Here is a 21,693-nt window from a genome sequence, read left to right as displayed (position 1 = left end):
AGGACGGAGTTGTCGGGTTGAAGCTCTTGCCATTCATTGAGAACCCCGGGATTACGTTCGTCTACAGGGTCGGCTTCGAGGACGGAACTGGCGAGACGATTCAGGAGGAGTTGGTTCCGGTCTTCGTCGATCTGGGGACAAAGAGTCCGCGGCGGCCCGTCGGCGAGCAGGTGCTTGAGGCTGAGACGATTCGAGCCAGCCCCGATTCGGGAGCCGTTCGGGAGCTGCTGGTCAATCGCGACGAGCTCGAAGCCGCTGCCGAGGAGTACGTCGCAAACATCCTGGGGACAGTCCAGAGCGACATTTCGGCGGACCGAACCACTGAGGTTGAGCAGGAACGAGCGAATTTGGAGGCGTATGCCGAGGCAGAGCGTGAGCGGATTCAGGCTTTTATTTCGGAGTACCAGCAGCAGGCTGCCGCTGGAGAAGATATGGAGATTTCGATCCGAGGACAACGTCGTCGATTGGACCGGTTGGATGAGCGGGTGGATGAACGGAAGGCCGACCTTGAACGCCGCCGGCAGGTAATTTCACTTGCACCGGAAGTGGAGGGGTACTGTTTGACGCTGCCGATTCAGTGATGTCCGAGTGAGTTCCAATCTGGGTTAGCACGATATTCACGTTATAGCTCGATTCGAGTCTTCGGATGTGGAGTAGCCCGGACTGCAGCGTACCACAACCAATGGGGGATACATAGGAGACACCCACATAATTAACCAACTCTAGCGAGGCAATAGTTGGTTAACCGGTACCCCGGGAAAACAGGGTGTACCGAATCCTCGCTAAAATCCCGTAATGATAGCTACACTCTTGAACGGATGATGAAGCATTACGCACGGAGAATACTCTACCACAAACCGCAGAACAAAGCTAAAAATGAAGAGATATTGAGTTGAATCCGGTTCGAGAGCTCACGATTCCTTCCTCCGTCTTATCAACCCACGGTCCGGGAGAGAAAATCGAAAAATCGCTCAACGTTTTCTCGACCGAATTCATGAACATCTGCAGTATTCACCCCAGTCGGTAGCTCCAACATCGCTAAACTATGCCCGTTCTTCACAGAGTAGTCATTCTCGACAGCACCATCGTTGTCTGGATAGACCAACACACAAGGCGCATCATAGGCGGTCTGATACGCTACGACCTGATAGACATCGTTATTCTTGACGCCGGTCTTCCACTTGGCGTCCCCGACCAGCACTGGCTCACCGTGGCGCTTGACGACGAAATCAGGCCGCATACGAATCGGCGGACTTCCCCTGAGTAGATTGTCGGTTCGAGCCTGCCCTTCGACGCTCCAGCCATCTCGTTCGTCCACAGTTTCGCGTGCAGTTCTCTCCACCACCTTTTCGAACACGTCATTCATTCCGATCAACAGGGAGTACGATGCACCCTCACCGGCGACGATATCTTCGATGTAGATGTGTTTCAGCACGAGCCGAGACAAGACCAGAACCTTCTCATAGTAATCAGTAAGACGAGTCAGTTCGATCCGTTCGGCTTCCTCGATCGAAACTTCGCGGAGCGTCACTCGTCGTCTGAGCCGCGATTCGTATTCGCGTAGTTCGCCAGCGATCCCGGTGCCATCCACCACCGACGACAGCACGTTCGCAACGCAGAGAATCGTCTGGTTTAGCGTGGTATCATAGGTGAATTCGTCGTAATCGCACTCGAAATCCGTCTTACCGGGACCTCCTGCGAGCTGTCTCTGGACGTTTAGTCTGCCACGGAGATACTCTTCTGTTCCTTCTACATCGACGTACTCTCTCCTGAGACCTTGAGACAGAACTGCCTCCAGCTCTTCGAGAAACAGGGCTGCTACCGTGTCCACAAAATTCGTCCCGCTTTCGAGTTCCGTTTCGCGCGAGAGATGGGTTGGCTCTGCCCCGTTTGCGTATCGTAGTAGCGTGACTAGGTTTGGATCCCCGATCTTCGGTTGTATCTCAATAGTGGGTCCGTCGGGGAGAGCGACGACTCCGACTCGATGATCCGTGTGCAGTACGACCTGTTTGCCTCGTCTGTACTCCACTCGTAATCCATCGACCTGTGATTCGATCATCTCGATATCGTCATCGGACAGGTCGATTGGGTCCGATTCGTCGTACTCGGACAGCTCTATTAGGTCAGCAGTTGTCACTCCACTCCACCATCCTCGTCAACGAGTTCGGAAAGCGCGGCGCGGAGAGCGTCGGAATCGAAATCGGCGATCCGCTGTTCCTTCCAGTTGAATAGGTTCTCACCCCCGCCATCGAATATGTGCTCTTTGAGCCGCTCCATGTCTCCGAAGTAGTACTCATCGAGCAGCGGGAGTATCTCGTTCTTCCAGGACTCTACGAGACGCTCATCCGTGGTACCACCGATAAGGTAGGAGTGACCAACCTGTTTGCCTTTCCCGAGGTTCCCACTGTCTCGGATACGTTCGTTGATAGCACTGAGTGCGAGAATGGAGAGACCACCAAGGTCCTCTCCCTCTTCGACTGAAGCCTTGGTTTTGACATCCTGTTCACCATCGAAGCCAAGGTCGTCGTAGAGAACTTCGTAGTTCGGCGGGAAGTGTCGAAATCGGAATCGACGACGTATCGCGGCATCGACGAGTGCGATTGACCGATCGGCCGTGTTCATCGCCCCGATGATGTAGAGGTTTGGGGGCACTACGAGCCGATCCTCTGGATGTGGCAGCTCGTCTCTCATCTCGTTCGGCTCACCGAGTCGCTTGTCGCTCTCGATGAGGGTGATCGTCTCACCGAAAATCTTCGGGATGTTTCCCCGGTTCACTTCGTCGATGATGAGGATGTATCTGGGGGCCTCTGCTTTCGAATCGGCGTCTTCGTAGGCCTCGACGGCGTCCTCAGCCATCTCCTTGAACACGCCAGCCTCGGGTTCGTACACGAGGTCGCCGTCACGAGTTTTCGCCGTTATCCCCTCGATGAAGTCCTCATACGAAAACGTTGGATGGAACGTTACCATCCGAAGGCGGTCCTCAACAGCGTCGTCGAAGTGATCTTCCTCGTTCAGTCCCCTGTCTATCCACCACTTGGCGAAGTTGAGCGCGCCATAGGTCTTCCCGGTTCCTGGCGGGCCGTGGAAAACGATCTGTTTCTTGCGCTGGAGATGTTTCTCCACGGTTTCGAACCATGGTAACTCGTCGTACTCTGCGGAGTCCGGTTCTTCGATCAGTTCTTCATTCCACCTCCAGAAGGTGTCCAACCGTTCTCTGTACGCTTCGACCACGTTCTGGATCGATATTTCGTCTTCAGACTCGAACGACTCATCATCGTATTCCTTTCGAGGGACGTCGCTCCCGTTATCGATCCCGTATTCGATCTCATTTGGATAGAAATAGATGTACAGTTGATATGCTGATTTGTGATCTCCGAGAACACTCGGATACAGAACAGCCCACGAACGAGTACTCGGGATGTTGGTTGCGCCCTGATAGGTGACGTAGTGAGTGAACCGCCTCGGGGTCAAGCCCCGAGGCTTCCCGCGGATTAGTCGGACACGCCTCGGATACCATCGGGATGATGCCCTCTCACGGTATCTAAGGCCACGGTCGGGGCGTCCACGGCCCCCGATGCCTGCCGTCGCACCTTCCGCACTTGGGGAAGGCTGTTGAGAGCAGGCACATTCCAGTCTTGATGCTTCTCGATGCCTTTCACGGCGATGTTGACGCTCGCACCTCGGTCGCTGTGGTCTTGATGCTCACAGTCCCGGCACTTGAACCGCTTTTTGTGGCGGTTCGCCCGTTCCGTGTGTCCACACATCGGACACTGCTGACTCGTGAATTCAGGGTCAATCCACGCTGTTGGCACGCCCTCGAAGGCGGCTTTGTACGATGTGTAGTATTGTAGCGCACGGAACGGCAGGTGGTGCAAGCGTCGGTTCATCCGAGTGCCGTAGTCGATACTATCGCGCATCTCTTTGAGGTCTTCAAAGATGATACACGGTGTCTCGAACTGTTGGCACCACTCCACGATGTGCCGACTCACCTTGTGGAGTCGGTCACGGACGAACCGTTCTTCTCGTCCTTCCAGCGTCTCATGCATACTCGGTTTCTCGGCGTTCTGCACCCGCTTTCGCATCGTGAAGTAGCGGTGGCGCTCGAACTTGATTTCGGGGAAGTCGATGACTAATGTGTCCTCAACGCCATCTGCTGACAGCGCCGACAGTGCCACGTTGTCTTCGTTGACGTCCACGCCAATGGCTGTCCGAGAATCGTGTTTGTCACGGACGGTACGCTCGGTATTCGTGATGTTGACGTGCAACTCGGGCGTCCCATCGTGGAATAGTGCTTCTGCCGTTCCGATGTTCCACTCGTCGCCAGCGAGTGCCGCTCGGAGAATGTCGAGATGGGCGTCGTCACCTTCCAGCACGCCTTGGACGTGCTTGTAGGGTTTCGCGCTGATACGGAACTCCACGGTTCCGTCGTCTCGAAGCGTGAGGTTGTACCCTTCCTCGAAGTTGGCTCGAAGCGGGTACGTGCCGTCTTTGGTGTGGCTTGGCTGGTTGAAGTCGTCGTACTCGTAGTAGTTGTCCATTGCCCCGAGTGCTTTCGCAACGACGCGCTGTGTGGTGTTTTTCACGAGATCGGCGTCGTCGGCAACGCGGTCGGGGATTTCGTTCCAATCCACGCCCTGCTTGGCAAGACGGATAGTTTCGTTGTACGCCCATCGGGATTCGAGCGTGGCATCTTCCAGCAGACTCTCGTTGTCACTCTGGATGTTGAGTTGGAAATCCAGCGTCTTCACGAGAGTCTGCTCTTGTGCCATTTCTCTATCTCTGTGTAGCAGTTGGCTGTCCTTCAATATCAGCCATCCACGGTGAAAGTGGAAAACTCACACAAGCTTACGGCCTTCACCCTCGGGGTCAAGCCCCCGAGGCACTCGGCCTGTTCCGCCTGTAGACAGTTGGTCAGCGTCTATCTCGTTGCGTAGATAATCGAGTAGATCCTCGATATATGCCTCTACGCGGTCTTTGGCATAGTTGTAATAAATCTGAGCCAGGATCTTGTAGTCGTCCCACGAGTTCATGATGTTCTTCTCGTGGTTTGCATTCTCTCGTGCGGCGATTTCGTCGATATCTACGGATTCACCGTCAAGGATGGCATCGAGCACATCGTACCGGATTTTGGCTATTTTCTGGCGTCCTTCATACGCCTCAAGCTGATCTCTGAGAAATGCCTGTGGTAGCGTGCGAATTTCGTCGAGGAACATAGAGGTTTCCTCCTCGAACTCCTCTAACTGGCTAGTGTGTCTAAAGAGGTATCTGAGGATAAAATTATATCTACATTCCGCCGAGTGTGTTACAGTACCCACGAACTCTTGAGCGTCTTGGAGCGTAGCGCCGGCGAGTTTCTCGTTCAATACGTCTGACTGGATTGTTGAACAGTAGTTCCGATACAAATCGTATCTTCTCCCGACCGAGAGATCGCCGAGATCGGGGCTGTTCAACCCAGTGAAGTACCGAATGAAGGTCTCAAAGCTTCCCTCATCGTACAGCACATATCGGTCAGGGTCGGAAGTCGTCAAGAGAGCACTAATGACCGTGAGATCTATCCCTTGATTCGTCCTGAATCGCTCGATCCGATCTTCGAGTGGGCTCTCATCTTCGAATAGCGCTACCAAGTCTTCGACAAAATTTCCAGCGTCGTCAGCTACCTTCGCCTCCAGGTCATCGAAGTCTTCCTCGGACAGAATTGGGTGATCATCTCCCGTTGCTTCTCTCAGCTCCGACGTATATTCCGATACCGTGCCCGCAGTCAGATCGCGTTGATTGAGCCACGAATGGCCGCTATTCAGAACCTCTCGATTCCAATTCCTCTGGTCGTCACCAGCCGATTTGAAATCGAGGTATGTATCGGCAGCAGCGTGGAGGGCTCCTTCGTCGAGGTCGAATTCTCCTACTGAAACCACAGTAACCATATCTCCGGTATTGACAGAACGGATAAAATAACCTTGTCCTCGGGGAACTCTCAATTCACAACGTCAGACACCCAAATTCGATGGCTGGGAGCACCTCACAGTCATTTTCTCCGAAAGGAGCCTTTCAGATTCGTACAGCAATATCCCCAACCGGCAAAGCCTCTGTGCCTATGGCTCGTAGCTCACAGTATGCCCTACTGCCCGAATTGTGGGAGCCAAGTCAAGGCGGTTCACCACTACTGCGGATCCTGTGGACAGGCACTGTCCGAGATTGCAGAGTCTGAGAGCGACCCGCCGATGGCAGTCGATAGGGATGGATTCCTGTCACTGCGTTCGCTCTCGTACGTCAATGAACTACTAGAGGGAGAACAGGAACTTGACTGAGATTCTGTCTCCTACACACAGCTCTCGCAAGAGGTGAGCGCTGCATTCGCGGACTTCGCTCGTCTTGCGATAGTCAACGACCTCGATCTTCTGCAGCTCTGGGCGACGGGTTCAAACACGAATGCAGTGAGTAAATCGGTTGATGATATGAATAATAACCAGTTCCAAGAGTGGCTTGCTGCAATTGGGCTGGGACGAACTCTTCGGATGTACGATGACGCACTACATACGGAGTTCGAAGACGAGTTCGACGACAGACTACAGAAACTGATCGAGGTCGCGAACGAGAAACTCGACGACGGAGAGCTATCGGAGTAGTTCTACACTGCACGAGCGAGATGGTCTGTTGAACTCTGGGTCGTTCCCTACTACGATTCCCTTGCTGAGATGGTATACTCAGCACGAAGATAGCTTTTTGATGATCCTGTACAGAATTTAGAAGGCGTGCATGGCGGACGCACCGGATACTGAACGGCAGGCAGCTGAACTCGATACAGGAGAGGTTCTGAGCGTGTCACAACTGAACGGCCAGATTACATCGGTCGTCTAAAACACGCCTGCCCTCAGCGGCGTCCGCTGGATTGGCAAAATCACTGACCTCCACTAGAGTAGTACGGCACTCGATTTCACGCTCACCGGGGCGACGTCAAACTCCCCGGTTTGGTCTTGGAAAACCGGTATTGAGACATGGACGCGGAATTTAAACACGGAATCGAGGTTATTCCGTTCTACGACAGTCTACGATATCTTCGATGAGGGCTTCAGCTTGTGCTTCTACCGGTTCGGATTTCCCCTCTGAGGCATCCGCTTTTTCATCTGGATCGAAGGTCGGAAGTTCCTGTTCCCAGCCCTTCTCGGCGTAGCTGTCGTCGGGTGCTGACTCGAAGAGGTGAATGAGTGAATCGAGCGATTCGAGCCGTCGCTTTAGCTCACTGGCTCGGATTGGGTCGACGTAATAGACGTTGTCTGCTCGTTCGATAAGCCCGTACTCAAAGAGACGAGCCATCGTGCTCGAGATGGCGGTCTTGTTGAGGGCTGTTCGATCTGCGATTTCGCGTGGGGTGAAGCCGTATTCGCGGTGTGCGAAAAGGAAGCTAAGAGCGCAGTACTCGTTCGTGTCCGGCTTGATCGGGAACCGATCGTCACTCGTGAGTTCGTCAACCGGAACGGGCATCCGTACCAATATCTGTCGGCGGACGATAATACGATTTTCGCAGACGGATATGCCTCAGCAGATCTCCTAAAGATATTTCAGAGGATTTCGCTGCTGGCCCAGTAGACGTATAATTCGACACTCGCTGCCCAATCCTGTAGAGACTTAATGGCCAGAAGCGGGATGCGCATCGCCATCCCGATCATTCTCGATCGGTTCGTAGTCAGCGTCTTTGCCGACTGGCTTGAACCCGGGAACGTAGCTGAAGCGTTTCCCTGGCTCGCTGCGGAACATCAACGGGAACCTGCCACGATCATCGCGAGCCCGGTACTGTGGCTCCCACTCTCGGAATTCCATCGTCGGTTTGGCAATCTGTGGGGCAGGCAGCTCTGCACGCTCCAGATCTGGTAGCTCAAGCACGCGCACCTCGAGTTCACGCGCCAAGTTCTCGGTCCGAGGCGTCAGCTCAGTCGTGTGACAGAGCACCGGCATCGCACGACAGGCAAACGCCACCGTACACAACCGGAAGAGCGCCGTCGGTGTGATTGGGTCGTCTGTCCAATCTTTACACTGGGCGACAATCCAGTCGCTGGGCTGCTGCTGTTTCTCCCGTCGTTTAGCGACGACATCTACCTCCAGACTGTAGAGGTGCTGGCGTGTCGCTGCACGGTATCCCCAGCGTCCGAGTGCACGCTCAAGTTGATACTCGAGCCACCGTCCATCACCATTACCACGCCCCCCGACGTGCGGATCAACGTTGTCGGGATTGATGTCCTCTGCGTCGGCGAGAATCGGGCTGTCTTCCGGGACCGATGACAGAATGTCTCGGAGGGCTGTGGCGTACTCGAGGGCTGTTGTGAACTTCTCGGCGGGTTGTTCGTCGTAGTGGTGGGCTGGTGGCTGTACAGTTCGGAGTGAGCGAATCAGCCAGCACAACTGCCGTTCGATGTGGGTGACTGCATCAGCGTAGTCATCCGATGAATCAGGAGTGCGCTCGTCTGCTGAGTCAGCATCTCGGTCTGGCTTGGGCAGCATCCGTTCGGCTTCAGTAATCGGCTGGCTCGCGAGGAAGAGAAGCCGACGGGCGAACATCCGTTGGTCGGTGGGAAGCGAATGGTCACTCTCGAGCATTTTACGGAGTGCCTCGATTGTCTCCGTCAGCAGGCTCAGGCGGCCATCGTACTCCTCTGGAGTGTGCTCATCCGTCGTCATTGGTGAGTGGGCTTGGAGTGAACTGCAGGCGCGTCAGCGGCGTCTCTGACAGCGACTGGACAGCGGGCTGGCCTTGCTGCTGGAGGTGGTGGTAGAGTTCCTCCTTGTCGGTGACAGTGTACCACTGGTGGCTATCCTGCTCGCGGTATCGCAGTTCATCGTCGACAGCCGCAACCACGCCTTGTTCGGCTGTCGCCGTCGAATCGAAGACGAGAACATCCGGATCAGGGTGCGGCCAAGTGCCGCGGATCCATTCGAGGAGCGTGTCGAGTGTCGGGGGATCCACGGGGTCTGGATAGCGTGGTTCCGCAGGAGCACTGATCGCAACATCGTGGACAGTGTCGTGTCCGCACATCCGCCAGCCGGAGCCAGTCCACTCAAGTTCACGGCGAGTCCAACCGTCGCCACCGCTGTCGGGGTCGAGGACCAGTCGCCGCGGCGGCGTACCGGGTGGATTCCATTGGAGAACACACGACCCACCGCCAGGACGTATGTCATCGGCTGCTTGGCGCTGGTGCTCAAGCAGTGCAGCGTCGACCTGCGAGCGTGCGCGCCTCAGTGTGGCGAGCGGATCTGCATCCGGTGGAGCTGCTGTCTCATCAGTCTCGTCGACGACTTCAAACAGCCGGTGGAGGCGGGCGTCGATGTCTCGAAGCGTCTCGAGGGTACGAGCGTGTGAGTCTGTCATGTGGTCTCCTCCGAGCCCGGGATGTAGCAGGCCGTCTGCAGCCGGCGTATGTACTCCGCGAGCGGTTCAGTTGCGTCCGCCGAACTCACAGTCTTGGACCGGTCGTCGTAGTCGACTGCATCGACTGCATCGAGCGTTTCGAGATGAGTCTGCGTGAGTGCGATGTAAACCGATGTCCGTTCGTCGCTACCGACTTGGCTGGGGTCAATCTCGTTCTCAATCGCCGCAATCTCGACAGCGAGATCGCCGGCAGTAACCGCTTCTGAGGTCCGTGAGAGCGAGAGGATTACGCGGCGCCGGCGGCTGTTCGAGACCGCATCGAAGACGCTGGCTGGATCCATTGGGATCGCCAACGACATTGTCTCTTCAGGAGCCATCAGAAAATCCCCTCAGTAAGAACGTCACCCTGACCGATGAGCAGGCCAATCATTGTCTGTCTCTCCGCAAGCACCTGGCCGTTGTTGTCTTGACACAACCACCCGAGGTACTCGCCAACTGCATTGAGTGGCAAGCCACTATTGATGGTACTGTCGTTTCGCGTGGTGAGTCCATCAGGATAGGTAGCGAGCTGTACAATCCGCCGTAGTCGTGGGTCGGTTTCTGGAGTGACCGTTGCCTCCCGAGAGACAAAGTTATCACTCCTGACCCGGTCAATTTCCGTTGCTGTCATTGGTTGGCAGCACGGCGCTTCCGGCGTCTACAGCGCCGGAGGTCGCTTTCTGGGGCCGTGCTAATCCTTCGTAGTGTAGGAACTACTGTTTATATTTGTAGCCCAAGTTCACTACGAGCGATTCGACAGTCAGAGTTGCTGTACTCTCCGATACCAGTATCCTGTTTACCTATCTCTTAAGAACACTCCGTTCCACTCGGTGGTCAAAAAGAGGTCAAAACAAAACTCACCGTTCAATCAGGATACCTTCCGCACCGTAAACGGTGCATAAGAAGGTCAAACATGAGGGATAGGCAATGAGACAGTGACGGAAGATGTCGACTCTCAACCTCAGGAGTTGTTGCGGACCATCTTTTGAATGGCCGTGACGGTTCTGAGCTATCCGTCCCTGACAACGTGAGAATGTATTTCCGCGCCGTCGGTTGGAGTTCGTCAGTCCCACGCTCGGTTCGTCTTCTAGTGTCGGCAATCGCCCGTCGATCGTTGGTGCCTGTCCCTTAGTGATTCGCGTCTGCCTCGTTTCCCTCGATAGGTGAGCACTGGCGCCAGAAGAAGGGTTGCACTTCCTGTGTAAGAAAGAGGACAACCCAGTGGTTGTGGGTGCGGTAGCTACCTCAGAGCCTTGACTGCGTCATGAGGACCGGGCAACTCCCGGTCGAACAGCCACGCCGCGTATATAACTGTAAAGGCTACGGGAACCCATGCTGTGAGCTTTCCTGTAGCCAGTTTGGTGAATGTCCCATCCAAGTGCCACGAGGCAAGCAGTACCGTGAGAAGGAACCCGAGAACCAGTCCGATCCCTGCCTGCCGTCGGACGCTCATGTTGGGGTAGTGCTCCAGATCTGGATGCATTGCCATCCCGCGGTGTTTGATATTTCCCCACGTTGCTGCTGTGTGGCCAGCAGCGACGGCCATGTGACTCGTGAGGTAGGCGACCTCTCCGCCACCGGGAACCAATGCTTTCGCCTCTTCCCAGCCCTCCAGCGTAGCCTGTCTAGCTGTCTCGACGAGATCAAACGTCGCGTCACCATCAATGTCGCCGGTGTCGATGTTTCCGATCTCGTCAGCAGGCTCGAGGTCGGCGACCGGTTCAGATAGTTTTGGATGGGCGAACTGTTCGAACGTATCGAACCAGCTCCCATGAAGAGGGTCGTTGTACGACGTACTCGGAATTCGAGCAGACCGTGACCCTTGCGCCGAGGCTGCAAAGTCGTTGTCTCGACGAAACTCCGCGTAAGCCGTTGTATACTCAGTGTACCAGAAGTTACGGAAATGTCTCGGGGTCGGCTTCTCACCGTTACGAAGCGTCTCATCGACGCGGTCGCCAATCGCTTCGATAGTCTCCCGAACCCACTGAGTCGACCGTGCACCGTCGTTGGAACTGTCAGATGGAAACAGCGCTGTGTCGTTGCCCGGGACAGTCTCGACGAACCGGACCCATTGCTTGACAAAATCTTGGCACAAAATGATAGGGACGAGGGAGGGGCCATTCTTTCGATGAGTTGTAAACTCGACATACGGCCGCACCTCATCGAAGTGGATGTCCTGGATCGCCTCGGGATCACAGAAGTCACTCGGTCGCCACCCCATCACAGCCAGACAGATCATCACCATCTGCTCGGTCCGTGTCTCGCAGGCGTCGAAGTACGCCTTCACGAGCGATGTGGAAGGGGCAACCGTGACCGGCGTCGAATCTCCACCCCAGCCAATCTTCTCGACCAGCGGCGTCAGCGGGTCATGGTCGATTACGTCTTCATCCTCCATCTGCGCGAGAAGATCGCGGAGTGTCGTCACATAGTTGTACCGCGACTGACCGGTTTCGAACTCGTTCTTGAAGGCCCGCATCATCTGTTTCGCCCGATTGAAACAGACCGTGCGCTCGCCGCGGCCGAGTTCGAAGATATCGCTTGTGCCGATCGCCTCTTTGGCGATCTCCATCGAGCGCCGGATATGACTTCGCGTCGAGGGAATACTCCTCCCATTGAGCCGGCCGCCGACGTTGTCTACGTACTCTAGCCAGCTTTCAACGCGGCGAACTGTCTCGGGATTGTTACATGGATAGTCTTTGTACCGCCGCTCAAACCCACACTCTTCGAGGAGCCACTCATCAGGGCGGGTGTCAAGTTCCCGAACGCGGTGTAGAAAGTACCCGAAACCATTCTCACGCAACCACTTGTGGGTCGGCTTCTCGTTCGTGTTGTAACCCTGTTCCGCTCGTTTTTGTTTTACCTCGTCAACGAACCCGTTACGAAGATATTCCGGGGTCCATTTTCGTGACATGATCAGCACTGCTCGCTGAAGGGTAAAATTTGTTACTAGGGTGTCGCTTGTTAGCCGGTCCAAACGGGCTACGAATCTTGATCGTCGTTGTTTGAGACGCCCAACCCTGAAACCGCAGGACGAGAGGACTACCTTGTATGGACATCAAAATCTACAATGTCGTTTGAAAACGGAACAAATCGCACGACACAACGGCCTTCAGGTGGCAAATCGGACTATTGTTCGCTGGCTGTCGGTAGTGGAACAACCAACACACAAGCTAAGGGTGCTGTGTCGTGGAGAAGTGTCTTTACTGGGGCAGCAGACAACTGAAGGCCTACCGCTGCCTACACTCGGCTGTACATCGACTCGGTCACTACGGCGCGTCGCTGGTTACGTACGCCCCTGTCGGGTTTGTACTCGCTTCGTTGGGCCTCGTCGAGCTCGCCCTGGCCGGCGGCGCCGTCACCGTCGCGTGCGCACTCCTGCTCGACTACTACGACGATGCGCAGTTCGCCCGTGAGCACTACATCGCGTTCCGGAATCAGGTGGTCTCACAGTTGGAGTGTGACGGTGCAGCGGCGTGCTGGCACCTCACTGGCGAGAAGATCGACGCCGCGATGGCGACCATTACCGACGACGTCGTCGCGCTCCCCGACGGTGGACGGCCGTCACCAACGCTCCCCGAGAACTGGCGAACCGTCTCTCGCCCGGACCGGCGGGTCTTCCAACGCGCTGATCGCGACCACTACATCGTACTCGGGGATGGAAGCGACGATTGGCTGGTCGTTCTCTGCAGCCAGGGCGACCGTGTATATCCTGCTCCGCTCGTACATCGGACGGTTGCCGAGGAGGCTGACGTGGAACGGGTAATCCGGGAACTCGCCGAAGAGAGCAACGACCTCATCGAACCCCCGGAGGGGGAGCACTGATGGAGACACTTCGACTGGCGCGAGCCACCCACCAGCTCCTCGAACGTGGTGTCGAGGCGCTCGAGAAAATCGGGCGCGAACTGGAGCGGTATAATAACCGGCACGAACCCAAGCACCAGGCGACCGACGAGTAAGCTAACTGTGGCTATTCCGTGAGGAAGTCGGTATCCGAGTTGCGCATCTCAATCGAGACTGGATTCGACCTTTCCTCAATATCTGTCCCGATGTCCCAGGTGTCCTCACCTAACGGGCCAATGCGTGGAGTCGAGTCAAACTCCCCAGGCAGCCCGCGATACGTGCCACCAGCCAGCAGGTGATCCAGCGTAGCCACCAAATCGTACCACTGTGGTTCGGTAAACTGCGCCGTCACGCCGGCTTTCTCCCCCGAACCTAAGTCCACCTCGAAGATTTCGTCGCCTTCGGCCTCGTCGACAAGACTCCGGATCTCTAATTCTAAGAGATCCTCCTCCCCGAAGCGGCCCTGCAGCCGAAGGTGTTCACTGTCGCCCCGAATCGGGAATGTTGCCAAATCGATCACTTTGCCCTGTCCACGGATCGTCGCCCCATTGAGATTCGTAATGTTCAGCAGAACCGTGAGCAGCTGTTGGATAGTCTCGCCAGTGAACCAGAGATATCCACCCACCCACGAACCACCGCCAAAGTTCAACTTTAGCCCTGGCTCGTCAGTATCCTCGAACCACTCCAAGGCCAAGCGAGTGTAGCCGCCCATCATTTCATCTTGGTCGACATCGGAGTCGAGGAGGTACGGGCCAGCTTTCACTCCACGGAGGAGGTAGTATCGCACTCGCTCCTTTGAGAACTCATCTTCTGTTCGGTCGGAACCTGTCCAGTCGTCAATGTCAAGCCAGCTCCCTGCGGACACATCCAAGTCGGCTGACTCGATAATGGGTTTCGCGTAAGCGACGGGGTCGGGATGCTCGACCCGTTCGGCTTCTTCCTCGGTGAGGTATAGGTTCGATACTGGCTCAAGCCACGGGAATTCGAGATCTCCATACCCGACCTTCCGTTCATGATGATTCTCTAGGTAGCCATCGTACTTCGGCGTCTGATGCGTCGCTTCGCGAACGATGTCGACGACACCGGTGTCGTCTACGGTGATGAGGCCAACTGTATCAAATCCGTGCTGCTCAAGAAACGTGACTGCGCGCTCGCTAAGCGTTGTTGGAACAGCAAGATAGAGTTTTGAAAGAGTTTCAGTTGCTAAGAACTGTTCTAATTGCTCGGTTTTCCGAGAACCCGGAAAAGAGCTCTCACCCTTTGCCTCGATACCGATGACGGCATTCGATTCGGGAGTTTCGACCGCTGCAGTCGGATCAATATCCCCTTCGAAGGCCAGAATGTCGATTGGACGGGTGGGCGTGTCCGACTCCAAGTCATTCGGGATCTGGGCTTCCGGGATGCCGCCAAAATGAGTCCAAGTATGATGTCGCACCCACGGTTCTTCAATCGAGGAAATCTGGCCAGTGGTATCATCGCCAGCACATACTGGCTCGGCATCCCGGACGATCGACGGCGTCGGACCGTCACCGGGAGTAAGCAGGCTCGAAAAGTCGGATTTAGATCCGTTCTTTTCGATTGGGACCTGAATCACACCCAACTCCTCCGGAAGTCGTGTACGTCGTAGCTCTTGAGCGGCCTCGTCAAGAGAAATCGGCTCGTTGTCCTCGGGGGAACGACCTAACAGCTGCCGAATTAGGTCCTCAACGGTACGATGCTCCAGCGAGTAGGCAAGAAAGTCTGTAGAGATCGCATCTCGAATGTGAGTGATGACCTCCGACGGTGTGTACCAGTCCTCATCAACGCCCGCAGCTAACCGATAGCTTATCGCACGGATACTCATCTGGTCGACAGGATCCGATTCCGGATTGGTCCCAAGTTTGTCGGCGTCGGGAGCAGCAAAGTACAACTGATCGAGGGCTCCGCTGTCGAGATACCGATGAGTTTGGGCATAAATATCTCTATCGAGCCCGAATTCAGATGCTCGCTTCAGCTCGACCCCGATAATCTCTCCCGACGGTGATTCCGCGAGCAGGTCGATGCGACCAGTCCCGATATTGACCTCACCATCGACTGTGTATCCCTTAGACTCCTCCAGCCAGTGCCAAGCTCGCTGCTTGGCCAATGCCTCAAGGAATGACGCCACAATAGTTGACTGGAGTTTGTCATAGCGAGTAAGCGTTCCGGTTCTATTGAACCCAGTTGCGGTATCCACCTCAGCAGGGGGCAGTGCACCTGAACAACCAGACAACCACCTATTCGCGTTGGCGTTGTTTTTGCGCCCGGGAGAGGGGCGCAGGGCGCGAGACGATGCAGGCGCTCGTCGATGACCGTTCCTGTTCTGAGGTGCTGCAATGAAAGATCCAGAGTCCAGAACCATCTTCGCCGGCGTCGATGGGCGTACCGACACCGAACTACCCGAGTGGTACCGACAGCGTCGCGGGAATGCAGAAATCGTGACGTTCGCCGAAGCGATTCGTGAGCTCCCGCAGGCCGTCGAAACGACCGTGGCGTACCAGAATCCGTACACCGACGAGTGGGTCGAAACGGAGCGGTTCAATGCGCTCGTCGAACCGAGTCGGGCTCGCTCGCAGGCCCAGAAATCGGACGATGAGACGGACCCGCTGTTCCATATCCCGACCGACTCCTACTCGATCATCAACCCGGTCGACGTCTACGGCCCGCTGGAGGAGGTCCTCCGCGAGGAGACCATCGACGGGACGCCGCTAGGCGAGGTGATGTTCGGCGAAATTCGGCGCTACCGGGGTGGCGGCGAGGTCCACATGGACATCATGTTCGACGGCCTCGAGGTGCGTCTCCCCGGCCGATCGGACCCGATCACGATGGGCGTCACGTCGGGCTACGACTTCTTCGGCGAGCACGCCGTCTACGTGGAGGGGTTCGCCCAGGACGGCTACTGCTCGAACACGATGCGCTCGCTCACCGACAAAGAGGTCATCAAGCACGTCGGCGACGTGCGGAATTTCCGGACCTGGTGGGAGGAGCTCCTCGCACAGGTCGAACTCGTCGCCGACGACCTCTTCGAATTCATCCGGGACGCTCAAGACATCGACCTTGACTTCTCAGAGCTCCCATTCACCGTCACGGAGTTCTACACGCTGCTGGGCTTCCCGGAATACCTGGCCGAGCGTGCCGCTGGCGATGCAGAAGCCAATGCGGCGTCTCCCTTCGAGATCGATATGTGGACACTGCATTCCGGCGCGACGTACGCACTCACCCACTTCTTCCAAGGGAAGGAGGGCGCATCCCTCGATCAGTACGTCCGCATTGCCAACGACATCCTGTTCAACCCGGAGGGAACCATCGAGCGCGTCGAGCAGGCCTACGAGGAGCAGTTGGAGGGGGACGGCGACGACGGATCGCAAGCATCCCTCGCCGGCGAGCGGGCGCTCGCGAGTATCGAGCGAGTCAGCGACGACCTGCAGGAGAAGGTCGGTCAGTTCGAGGAGCGCGAGGATGCGCTTCGTGAACGGTTCCAGGAGGCGATGGGCTAGAACCAGTCGGCGGTAGCGGGCGATAAGGATGTGCTTGGACTTGTACGCGAGAGTCGGGTAGTCTATAAGACTCCCTGAGACTGAAGGTGTCGAGTGAAGAATTCGGGGATCTTCCCTCGGCGGTTTTCAAGGAAATCTTCTACATTATCGACGCCAGGCGGGATTCCTAACTGCAACGCGACCGATCGGTCTACACCTTTCGACATGAGACGCAGCTCCCCAAAGTTCATCGACCCCATCTCTAGCATCTGGTCGAAGTTGCTTGCCCACTTACCCATCTCGTAGTCGGATTCTTCTAGTATATCGACCAGCATCCCGTAATACTTGACCAGAATAAATCGAACGTCGTCGTTCACGAGGTCAAGGATTGTTCTGATACACTTACTCAGCCCCTCATCCTCAACGTTTGCTTGCCTAGAATCAATCATGGAATGGTAGGTCTCTCCCCGAAGCCACTGGTTTGCAACTACCACTATCGGCTCTAGTGCTCCGTGCTTGGTTTCTCGGTTTGGGGGGTCAATCCCGTATTCATCATCCTTAGTGAACTTGAAGACCTGATTCAACTGTTGGGTGATCCGCATGAGTTTATCATAGCTATATTCTGTCGTATTCTCACCAATCACCCATTTTTCCGGGTTCTGCATTACCAGCCTGTAGAGCGTGTTCTGCTCCACGGGATCGACAGTTGGGTTCCGCCTCAGCAGTTTCTCCGGAATTTCAATATCTTCGAGAGTCCGGTCGAGTTCGTCTTTCGCTGAGGAGATATCCGAATCTGAGAGCCCCTTGTTGGAGAGATATTCGTCGACATCGTAGTCAGATTTGAGGTAACGAGAACGAAGGAGAATCGATGTGTACCGAGTTGAGGCATCTTTGAGCTGCCGAAGGTCATTGCTTCCGAGCGCGGTAATGAGTTTGTTTGGATTATCAGTAGCCTGTGAGGTAGCAGGGTTGACTGATTCCTCTGTATCGCTATTCAATTTCTCATCTACCCACTCGTCATCTTCAGCCTCAACGCAATAGATAGAACCGTACAAGCGGGAATCAACGCGGCCGACCCGTCCGACGAGGTTCTGGAAGTCGAGTTCTGACAGCTCATCGTCTCCGCGATATGCACTGGTCAAAAAGATTTTCTCCGCGGGGAGGTTCACCCCCTCCAGTAGAGTGGAGGTACATACGATTGTGTCTAAACCCACTTTCGAGCGATAGAGATCTTCTATCTCTTCCCTTGCAATCTTTGGAACTCGACCATGGTGGAAGGCCACTCCTTTTTTAAGATGATCGATAAGTGGGTAGTTTTCGTGGATCGTATTCTTCAGGAATTCGGTGAGTTCATCGATTCTCGCAGACGTTATTTCGCGGTCCCGGTTGTTCGCGATTGCGTCGGCCCGATCCTCAGCTAGATTAGTTTTACTGGCATATACTAGATTCTGGCTATTCTGCCCATATTCATCGATTATAGTGGTCAATGCTCTAGTCTTGCTTTTGTTGACCGTCGTATACGTGAGATCGTCCGGTTCGGCTATCGTGAACTCTAATTTGTCTCCAGAAGGACTGTAGAGGACGACATCGACCATCCGCCTGGATCCGGATTGGTTTTTTGCGCTCTTGAACCGCATAATCGCCTTCATCTGAAGGACCGGTGTAAATGCGGTTTTGATCTGTACGACCTCTCGGTCAGTCAGATTGCTCAGAGTATCCTGTGGCTCCTCAAGATAGGGGCCGGCAGCGACGATTTGAGTTTCCGGCCAAGATTCGCTGAGTAGCTGGATGATATCTTCGAATAAGACACCTCTCTGCCCATCTTGGATATTCTGGATTTCGTCGAAGAATATCAGGTCTGGGTCAATTCTCGCCCTAGTGTCCTCATCAATGAGCCGCAGACACCGCTCAGGTGTAACTACCAAGAACGAGTTTGAATCTGTATCTGGGTCCTCCGATTCCTCCTCAAAATATGCGCCGGTTCTGACCTCAATCTCTTGCTCTCCCTCTAGATAGTCGTTAAGACTGGAGAGTTTCTCACTCACCTCCGCAATGAGTGCTCTAGTCGGGACGACGTAGATTGCTTCAAAACCATCCTGGTTTTCAAGCTCTCTCTGGATATATTTCCGGAGTATGAATGACTTCCCGGAAGATGTCGGACCGGATATCGCGATATCCTTCCCTGCCTGAAGGGCATTTAGGATATCCTTCTGAAAGGAGGACAGTACAGTCCCATCACCGAGCTCGTGCTGCTGGAGGTCAGAGCTCAGCTCAAGGCCCAACGCAGAATCAAGCGATGAAATGAGCCTCTCCTCAAAGCTTACATCTGCTTGTTCTCGCCGAACAGTATTGAACGTTTGAAGATTTCCGATGCGAGAGAGAACAATATAGAGGTACCGTTCGTACATCTCCTCGTCATCAGTCCCTCGCTTCTCAATATATGCGAGAATCGCAAAAGAAAGAGCCTTGGACTGGTGTTCCTCGTCATCGCTGGACGCGAGAAGTGATGCTACCCAAGCACTCTTTTGGAGTTTACTCTCCGAATTGTGATCCCAACGATAATCAGTAACGCCGAGATCATTATAGAGCAGATCTTTTATCAGTGTATCGAGACATTCATTAAAGAATTCTAGGTCCGCTGCGTTTTCGTATGTAGTAGACATTAGTGGTTCGTCGTCCAGGGGTAGATAGCCGTTTTGACGTTCTCTACAAACCGATCTTTGTCCTCTAGAGGGAGGAAAAAGAAGGTCAGCCAGTGCTTTCGAAGATGACTGTAGTCATCCTCCAGAGAGTCCGTTACCTTGGAGAGTAAGTCAGTATCCTCAACATGGTCTTGGAGCTGGTCTACTAGTTCCTGATCGTCCTCAACCGGCTTTGTCTGGAATTCCTCCAGCTCCTCATCTTCATACCCAACGAAGATGGGATGCAACATTTGATAATCTTGAGATTCACCTGTGAAAAGAGATGAAAGCAGTTCGATCTTCTCTTTCGAGAGATTGTCGCTCGGATTACCCATAGCAACCGTTAGCTCGTGCTGATTTCGGAGTTGACTATCTTCTCCGTGGAATCGATCTGTGCTGTCAAGAGCTTCCTCAATTCCACTATCCAAATCGGTGTACATTTTTGCCTCACCAATTCCCAACGTAGGAGTTCCTTCGTATTCCCCGAAGAAGAGACCGTCAGACCCCTTTACTTGGTCAGTTGGGTTCTGTTTCCATCCAAGCTTGTGTGACATCATAGGGATGTCAAGGAAACCTTCAACCATCGTAAATAGAATCAGCTCCCCCCACTTGCCATCCATCTTAGCATCATCCTTGTAATCTGAGAGCTGCTGCGCTTCAAGATGGGGGCGTTCAGACTCCTGAATCTCTTCTTCCGACAGCGCAAAGAACATGAATTTGTTCCGAAGAAAACTCACGAAGCCGTCATAATCCAAGGTTCCGTAACTTGGGCTGACGATGAAAGAGGACGCCTTGATTTTGTCTTCACCCCATTCACCAGCATCAGAGAGGTTATCCAGTAATTCTGACTCCTCGATTACGGTGTGCTCTGACCAAGGAACTTCTATTTCATTCTCCATTTGGGATTCTGTTTAGTTGCAAGAAGATTCAGCCCCTGGGGCAAAAACCTATTCCAGAACGACATATGGGATATGAGGGATAGGCATTAGGACATTTAGAACTGATCTCGTGGACTCTTCCCAACCTCCAGCCAGTGAACACCGATAAGCTCCGTTTCAACCTCCTCGCGCTTGTGCTGAGCGTCGTGCTCCCCAAGTTCCGAGTAAGAGAACAGCAACGTCTCATCCCGGTTCCGCCGGTGGCGATACAGCCGTGACTTGAGATTCGAGCTCTGCCCGATGTACTCCAGAGGTGGTGCCTCGTCCTCGCGCCAAATTCGGTATAGCCCGTCATCCGTCGGAATCGACGTATCCGCCTTTGCCAGCGGTCGCGGCGACGCCCACCAAAGGCCCATCCAGTCTTCCGATAGCACGTCGTCGCTCCTGCTCCAATCAAGCGGCCCAACGCCATCCTCTGTGTTGGACTCCGTCTCACCCGGTTCAAGCGGGCCGCCGCGTTCCTCTCCGCTGCGATACGTCGACTGCCGGTAGCCGTTGATGATCCGACCGAAATTCGCTGTCGGACTCTCACCCGTTTCGCGTCGGTATACTGCAATCAGCGCGTCCTCGAACGCCTTTCGGGCCTGCTTGTCCTCTGCGAGTGTCGGCGTCGCACCCGATACCTCCAGCTTCTCGCCGTCCTCCTGCTGGACAGCCCAGATACACGGTGCCGCGGTGTGTGGATCGCGATACGGCATTTCGTCAGCGAACGCCCCGTGGGCGAGCGAACGAACACGCCCGCGAAGGCTCCGCCCAGTCTCACCGATGTACTCCAGTCCGGCACGGGCGGGGTGGCGAATACGGTAGAGACCCTCGTCAGTGGAGAACGTAGATAGATGGTCACCATCGGGATCGAGAGTCCCCCAGTTCGACCAGTTGACACCGAGCCAATCGGCGGCGTGGAACCTAGATTCGTTCATTATACCACGACAGCGTCTCTCCCATCCGTAGTCCCTCGGTCGGAATCTTGACGTCGACGGGCTTGTCGTCGAGCAGCGGCAGGAGTTCCTCGTAGTACGACTTCCCGGCATGAATGACGAGCGTGTTCCCCCCTGCAAGCAAGTCGCGCTCTCGTAGCTGTTTGAGGACGTTTTGACTCCACTCCCGCCGCTCTTCAACGCTAGCGTTGTTCAGCGTCTTGTCGTAGGGCTCGATCGGCGAGCCGTCTGGATCGAGAACATGGTACTTCGCCGAAAGCACGTACCACCCGTCATGATTCTCCTCAGCGTAGCTTCGAGCCTTCCGGAACAACGCAGAGGGCTCGTAGAGTTTCCTCGGCGTCGACGATGAATCCACCTTTGCTTTCGTACAGCTCACCAAGCCGATCTCCATACCCTGTCCGT

The 21,693-nt window shown here is 55.1% G+C and carries 19 protein-coding genes and 1 pseudogene; 6 read left to right on the top strand and 14 right to left on the bottom strand.

The features are described from left to right. Positions 1-581 (top strand): annotated as a pseudogene (locus BMW35_RS15795) (helicase-related protein); the annotation flags it as partial. A 353-nt stretch (positions 582-934) separates the two neighbouring features. Here the strand turns inward: BMW35_RS15795 and BMW35_RS15175 are convergent. The 4 genes from BMW35_RS15175 to BMW35_RS15160 form a co-directional block, all read right to left on the bottom strand. Further along, positions 935-2,137, bottom strand: coding sequence for an McrC family protein (locus BMW35_RS15175; protein ID WP_089670514.1), 1,203 nt, complete (start codon positions 2,135-2,137; stop codon positions 935-937). After that, entirely contained in the window at positions 2,134-3,471 is a 1,338-nt protein-coding gene (locus tag BMW35_RS15170) for an McrB family protein (RefSeq protein ID WP_177170886.1), read from the bottom strand. Before BMW35_RS15170 ends, BMW35_RS15175 begins: the two co-directional genes overlap by 4 nt. A 20-nt stretch (positions 3,472-3,491) precedes the next feature. Next, positions 3,492-4,769, bottom strand: a complete 1,278-nt coding sequence (locus BMW35_RS15165) for an RNA-guided endonuclease InsQ/TnpB family protein (RefSeq protein WP_089670512.1) — start codon at positions 4,767-4,769, stop codon at positions 3,492-3,494. Between the two features lie 66 nt (positions 4,770-4,835). After that, positions 4,836-5,921: a hypothetical protein gene (locus BMW35_RS15160; protein ID WP_089670511.1), complete on the bottom strand. Its 1,086-nt coding sequence runs from the start codon at positions 5,919-5,921 to the stop codon at positions 4,836-4,838. Between the two features lie 189 nt (positions 5,922-6,110). On the opposite strand from BMW35_RS15160, the gene BMW35_RS16065 reads away from it, so the two are divergent. Both BMW35_RS16065 and BMW35_RS15155 read left to right on the top strand, forming a co-directional pair. After that, complete coding sequence (locus tag BMW35_RS16065) at positions 6,111-6,305, top strand: zinc-ribbon domain-containing protein (RefSeq protein WP_394327264.1); 195 nt, start codon at positions 6,111-6,113, stop codon at positions 6,303-6,305. A gap of 33 nt (positions 6,306-6,338) precedes the next feature. Then, complete coding sequence (locus BMW35_RS15155) at positions 6,339-6,623, top strand: hypothetical protein (RefSeq protein WP_218138633.1); 285 nt, start codon at positions 6,339-6,341, stop codon at positions 6,621-6,623. Positions 6,624-7,023: 400 nt separating this feature from the next. Here BMW35_RS15155 and BMW35_RS15145 read toward each other — a convergent pair whose 3' ends face one another. From BMW35_RS15145 to BMW35_RS15125, 5 genes are all read right to left on the bottom strand, one after another. Then, entirely contained in the window at positions 7,024-7,479 is a 456-nt protein-coding gene (locus BMW35_RS15145; protein WP_089670510.1) for a MarR family transcriptional regulator, read from the bottom strand. A gap of 144 nt (positions 7,480-7,623) precedes the next feature. Then, on the bottom strand, positions 7,624-8,670 hold the full coding sequence (locus tag BMW35_RS15790; protein ID WP_177170885.1) for a hypothetical protein: 1,047 nt from the start codon (positions 8,668-8,670) through the stop codon (positions 7,624-7,626). Then, a complete protein-coding gene (locus tag BMW35_RS15785; RefSeq protein ID WP_177170884.1) occupies positions 8,657-9,358 on the bottom strand; it encodes a hypothetical protein in 702 nt (233 codons plus the stop codon). Before BMW35_RS15785 ends, BMW35_RS15790 begins: the two co-directional genes overlap by 14 nt. Beyond that, positions 9,355-9,699: a DUF7344 domain-containing protein gene (locus BMW35_RS15130; protein WP_089670521.1), complete on the bottom strand. Its 345-nt coding sequence runs from the start codon at positions 9,697-9,699 to the stop codon at positions 9,355-9,357. Before BMW35_RS15130 ends, BMW35_RS15785 begins: the two co-directional genes overlap by 4 nt. A gap of 938 nt (positions 9,700-10,637) precedes the next feature. After that, on the bottom strand, positions 10,638-12,308 hold the full coding sequence (locus tag BMW35_RS15125) for a hypothetical protein (RefSeq protein ID WP_143052223.1): 1,671 nt from the start codon (positions 12,306-12,308) through the stop codon (positions 10,638-10,640). 308 nt (positions 12,309-12,616) lie between these two features. Here BMW35_RS15125 and BMW35_RS15120 point away from each other — a divergent pair, with 308 nt between their 5' ends. Continuing rightward, the gene (locus BMW35_RS15120) at positions 12,617-13,219 is read left to right on the top strand and encodes a DUF6166 domain-containing protein (protein WP_394327266.1); all 603 of its coding nucleotides are present in this window, start codon (positions 12,617-12,619) and stop codon (positions 13,217-13,219) included. Further along, positions 13,219-13,353, top strand: a complete 135-nt coding sequence (locus BMW35_RS16000) for a hypothetical protein (RefSeq protein ID WP_281242513.1) — start codon at positions 13,219-13,221, stop codon at positions 13,351-13,353. The genes BMW35_RS15120 and BMW35_RS16000 overlap by 1 nt, the downstream gene beginning before the upstream one ends. A gap of 11 nt (positions 13,354-13,364) precedes the next feature. Here the strand turns inward: BMW35_RS16000 and BMW35_RS15115 are convergent, their stop codons facing one another. Further along, positions 13,365-15,383: a PDDEXK family nuclease gene (locus tag BMW35_RS15115; RefSeq protein WP_089670507.1), complete on the bottom strand. Its 2,019-nt coding sequence runs from the start codon at positions 15,381-15,383 to the stop codon at positions 13,365-13,367. A gap of 208 nt (positions 15,384-15,591) precedes the next feature. Between BMW35_RS15115 and BMW35_RS15110 the strand changes: the two genes are divergently transcribed. Further along, positions 15,592-16,752 (top strand): hypothetical protein, encoded by a 1,161-nt coding sequence (locus BMW35_RS15110; RefSeq protein WP_089670506.1) that lies wholly within the window; start codon positions 15,592-15,594, stop codon positions 16,750-16,752. Between the two features lie 62 nt (positions 16,753-16,814). Here BMW35_RS15110 and BMW35_RS15105 read toward each other — a convergent pair whose 3' ends face one another. The 4 genes from BMW35_RS15105 to BMW35_RS15090 all read right to left on the bottom strand — a co-directional run bounded on the left by BMW35_RS15105 (position 16,815) and on the right by BMW35_RS15090 (position 21,682). After that, positions 16,815-19,394 (bottom strand): DEAD/DEAH box helicase, encoded by a 2,580-nt coding sequence (locus BMW35_RS15105; RefSeq protein WP_089670505.1) that lies wholly within the window; start codon positions 19,392-19,394, stop codon positions 16,815-16,817. Next, positions 19,394-20,311 (bottom strand): HamA C-terminal domain-containing protein, encoded by a 918-nt coding sequence (locus tag BMW35_RS15100; protein WP_089670504.1) that lies wholly within the window; start codon positions 20,309-20,311, stop codon positions 19,394-19,396. Before BMW35_RS15100 ends, BMW35_RS15105 begins: the two co-directional genes overlap by 1 nt. A 95-nt stretch (positions 20,312-20,406) precedes the next feature. Beyond that, on the bottom strand, positions 20,407-21,270 hold the full coding sequence (locus tag BMW35_RS15095; protein WP_089670503.1) for a GIY-YIG nuclease family protein: 864 nt from the start codon (positions 21,268-21,270) through the stop codon (positions 20,407-20,409). Continuing rightward, complete coding sequence (locus BMW35_RS15090) at positions 21,257-21,682, bottom strand: DUF6884 domain-containing protein (RefSeq protein WP_177170883.1); 426 nt, start codon at positions 21,680-21,682, stop codon at positions 21,257-21,259. The genes BMW35_RS15095 and BMW35_RS15090 overlap by 14 nt, the downstream gene beginning before the upstream one ends. Positions 21,683-21,693 lie beyond the last annotated feature (11 nt).

Origin of the sequence: Halobacterium jilantaiense, assembly GCF_900110535.1 — an archaeon.
In the GTDB taxonomy this organism is placed as follows: Archaea; Halobacteriota; Halobacteria; order Halobacteriales; family Halobacteriaceae; genus Halobacterium; species Halobacterium jilantaiense.
Note: the sequence above shows the minus strand (reverse complement) of the source record. Positions and strands in the feature narration are given on the sequence as shown.

Excerpts from the sequence above, each read along its gene's own strand:
- BMW35_RS15105 (WP_089670505.1), bottom strand. The coding sequence starts at position 19,394 with ATGTCTACTACATACGAAAACGCAGCGGACCTAGAATTCTTTAATGAA.
- BMW35_RS15130 (WP_089670521.1), bottom strand. The coding sequence starts at position 9,699 with ATGGATCCAGCCAGCGTCTTCGATGCGGTCTCGAACAGCCGCCGGCGC.
- BMW35_RS15090 (WP_177170883.1), bottom strand. The coding sequence starts at position 21,682 with ATGGAGATCGGCTTGGTGAGCTGTACGAAAGCAAAGGTGGATTCATCG.
- BMW35_RS15125 (WP_143052223.1), bottom strand. The coding sequence starts at position 12,308 with ATGTCACGAAAATGGACCCCGGAATATCTTCGTAACGGGTTCGTTGAC.
- BMW35_RS15785 (WP_177170884.1), bottom strand. The coding sequence starts at position 9,358 with ATGACAGACTCACACGCTCGTACCCTCGAGACGCTTCGAGACATCGAC.
- BMW35_RS15100 (WP_089670504.1), bottom strand. The coding sequence starts at position 20,311 with ATGGAGAATGAAATAGAAGTTCCTTGGTCAGAGCACACCGTAATCGAG.
- BMW35_RS15095 (WP_089670503.1), bottom strand. The coding sequence starts at position 21,270 with ATGAACGAATCTAGGTTCCACGCCGCCGATTGGCTCGGTGTCAACTGG.
- BMW35_RS15790 (WP_177170885.1), bottom strand. The coding sequence starts at position 8,670 with ATGACGACGGATGAGCACACTCCAGAGGAGTACGATGGCCGCCTGAGC.
- BMW35_RS16065 (WP_394327264.1), top strand. The coding sequence starts at position 6,111 with ATGCCCTACTGCCCGAATTGTGGGAGCCAAGTCAAGGCGGTTCACCAC.
- BMW35_RS15110 (WP_089670506.1), top strand. The coding sequence starts at position 15,592 with ATGAAAGATCCAGAGTCCAGAACCATCTTCGCCGGCGTCGATGGGCGT.
- BMW35_RS16000 (WP_281242513.1), top strand. The coding sequence starts at position 13,219 with ATGGAGACACTTCGACTGGCGCGAGCCACCCACCAGCTCCTCGAACGT.
- BMW35_RS15165 (WP_089670512.1), bottom strand. The coding sequence starts at position 4,769 with ATGGCACAAGAGCAGACTCTCGTGAAGACGCTGGATTTCCAACTCAAC.
- BMW35_RS15145 (WP_089670510.1), bottom strand. The coding sequence starts at position 7,479 with ATGCCCGTTCCGGTTGACGAACTCACGAGTGACGATCGGTTCCCGATC.
- BMW35_RS15160 (WP_089670511.1), bottom strand. The coding sequence starts at position 5,921 with ATGGTTACTGTGGTTTCAGTAGGAGAATTCGACCTCGACGAAGGAGCC.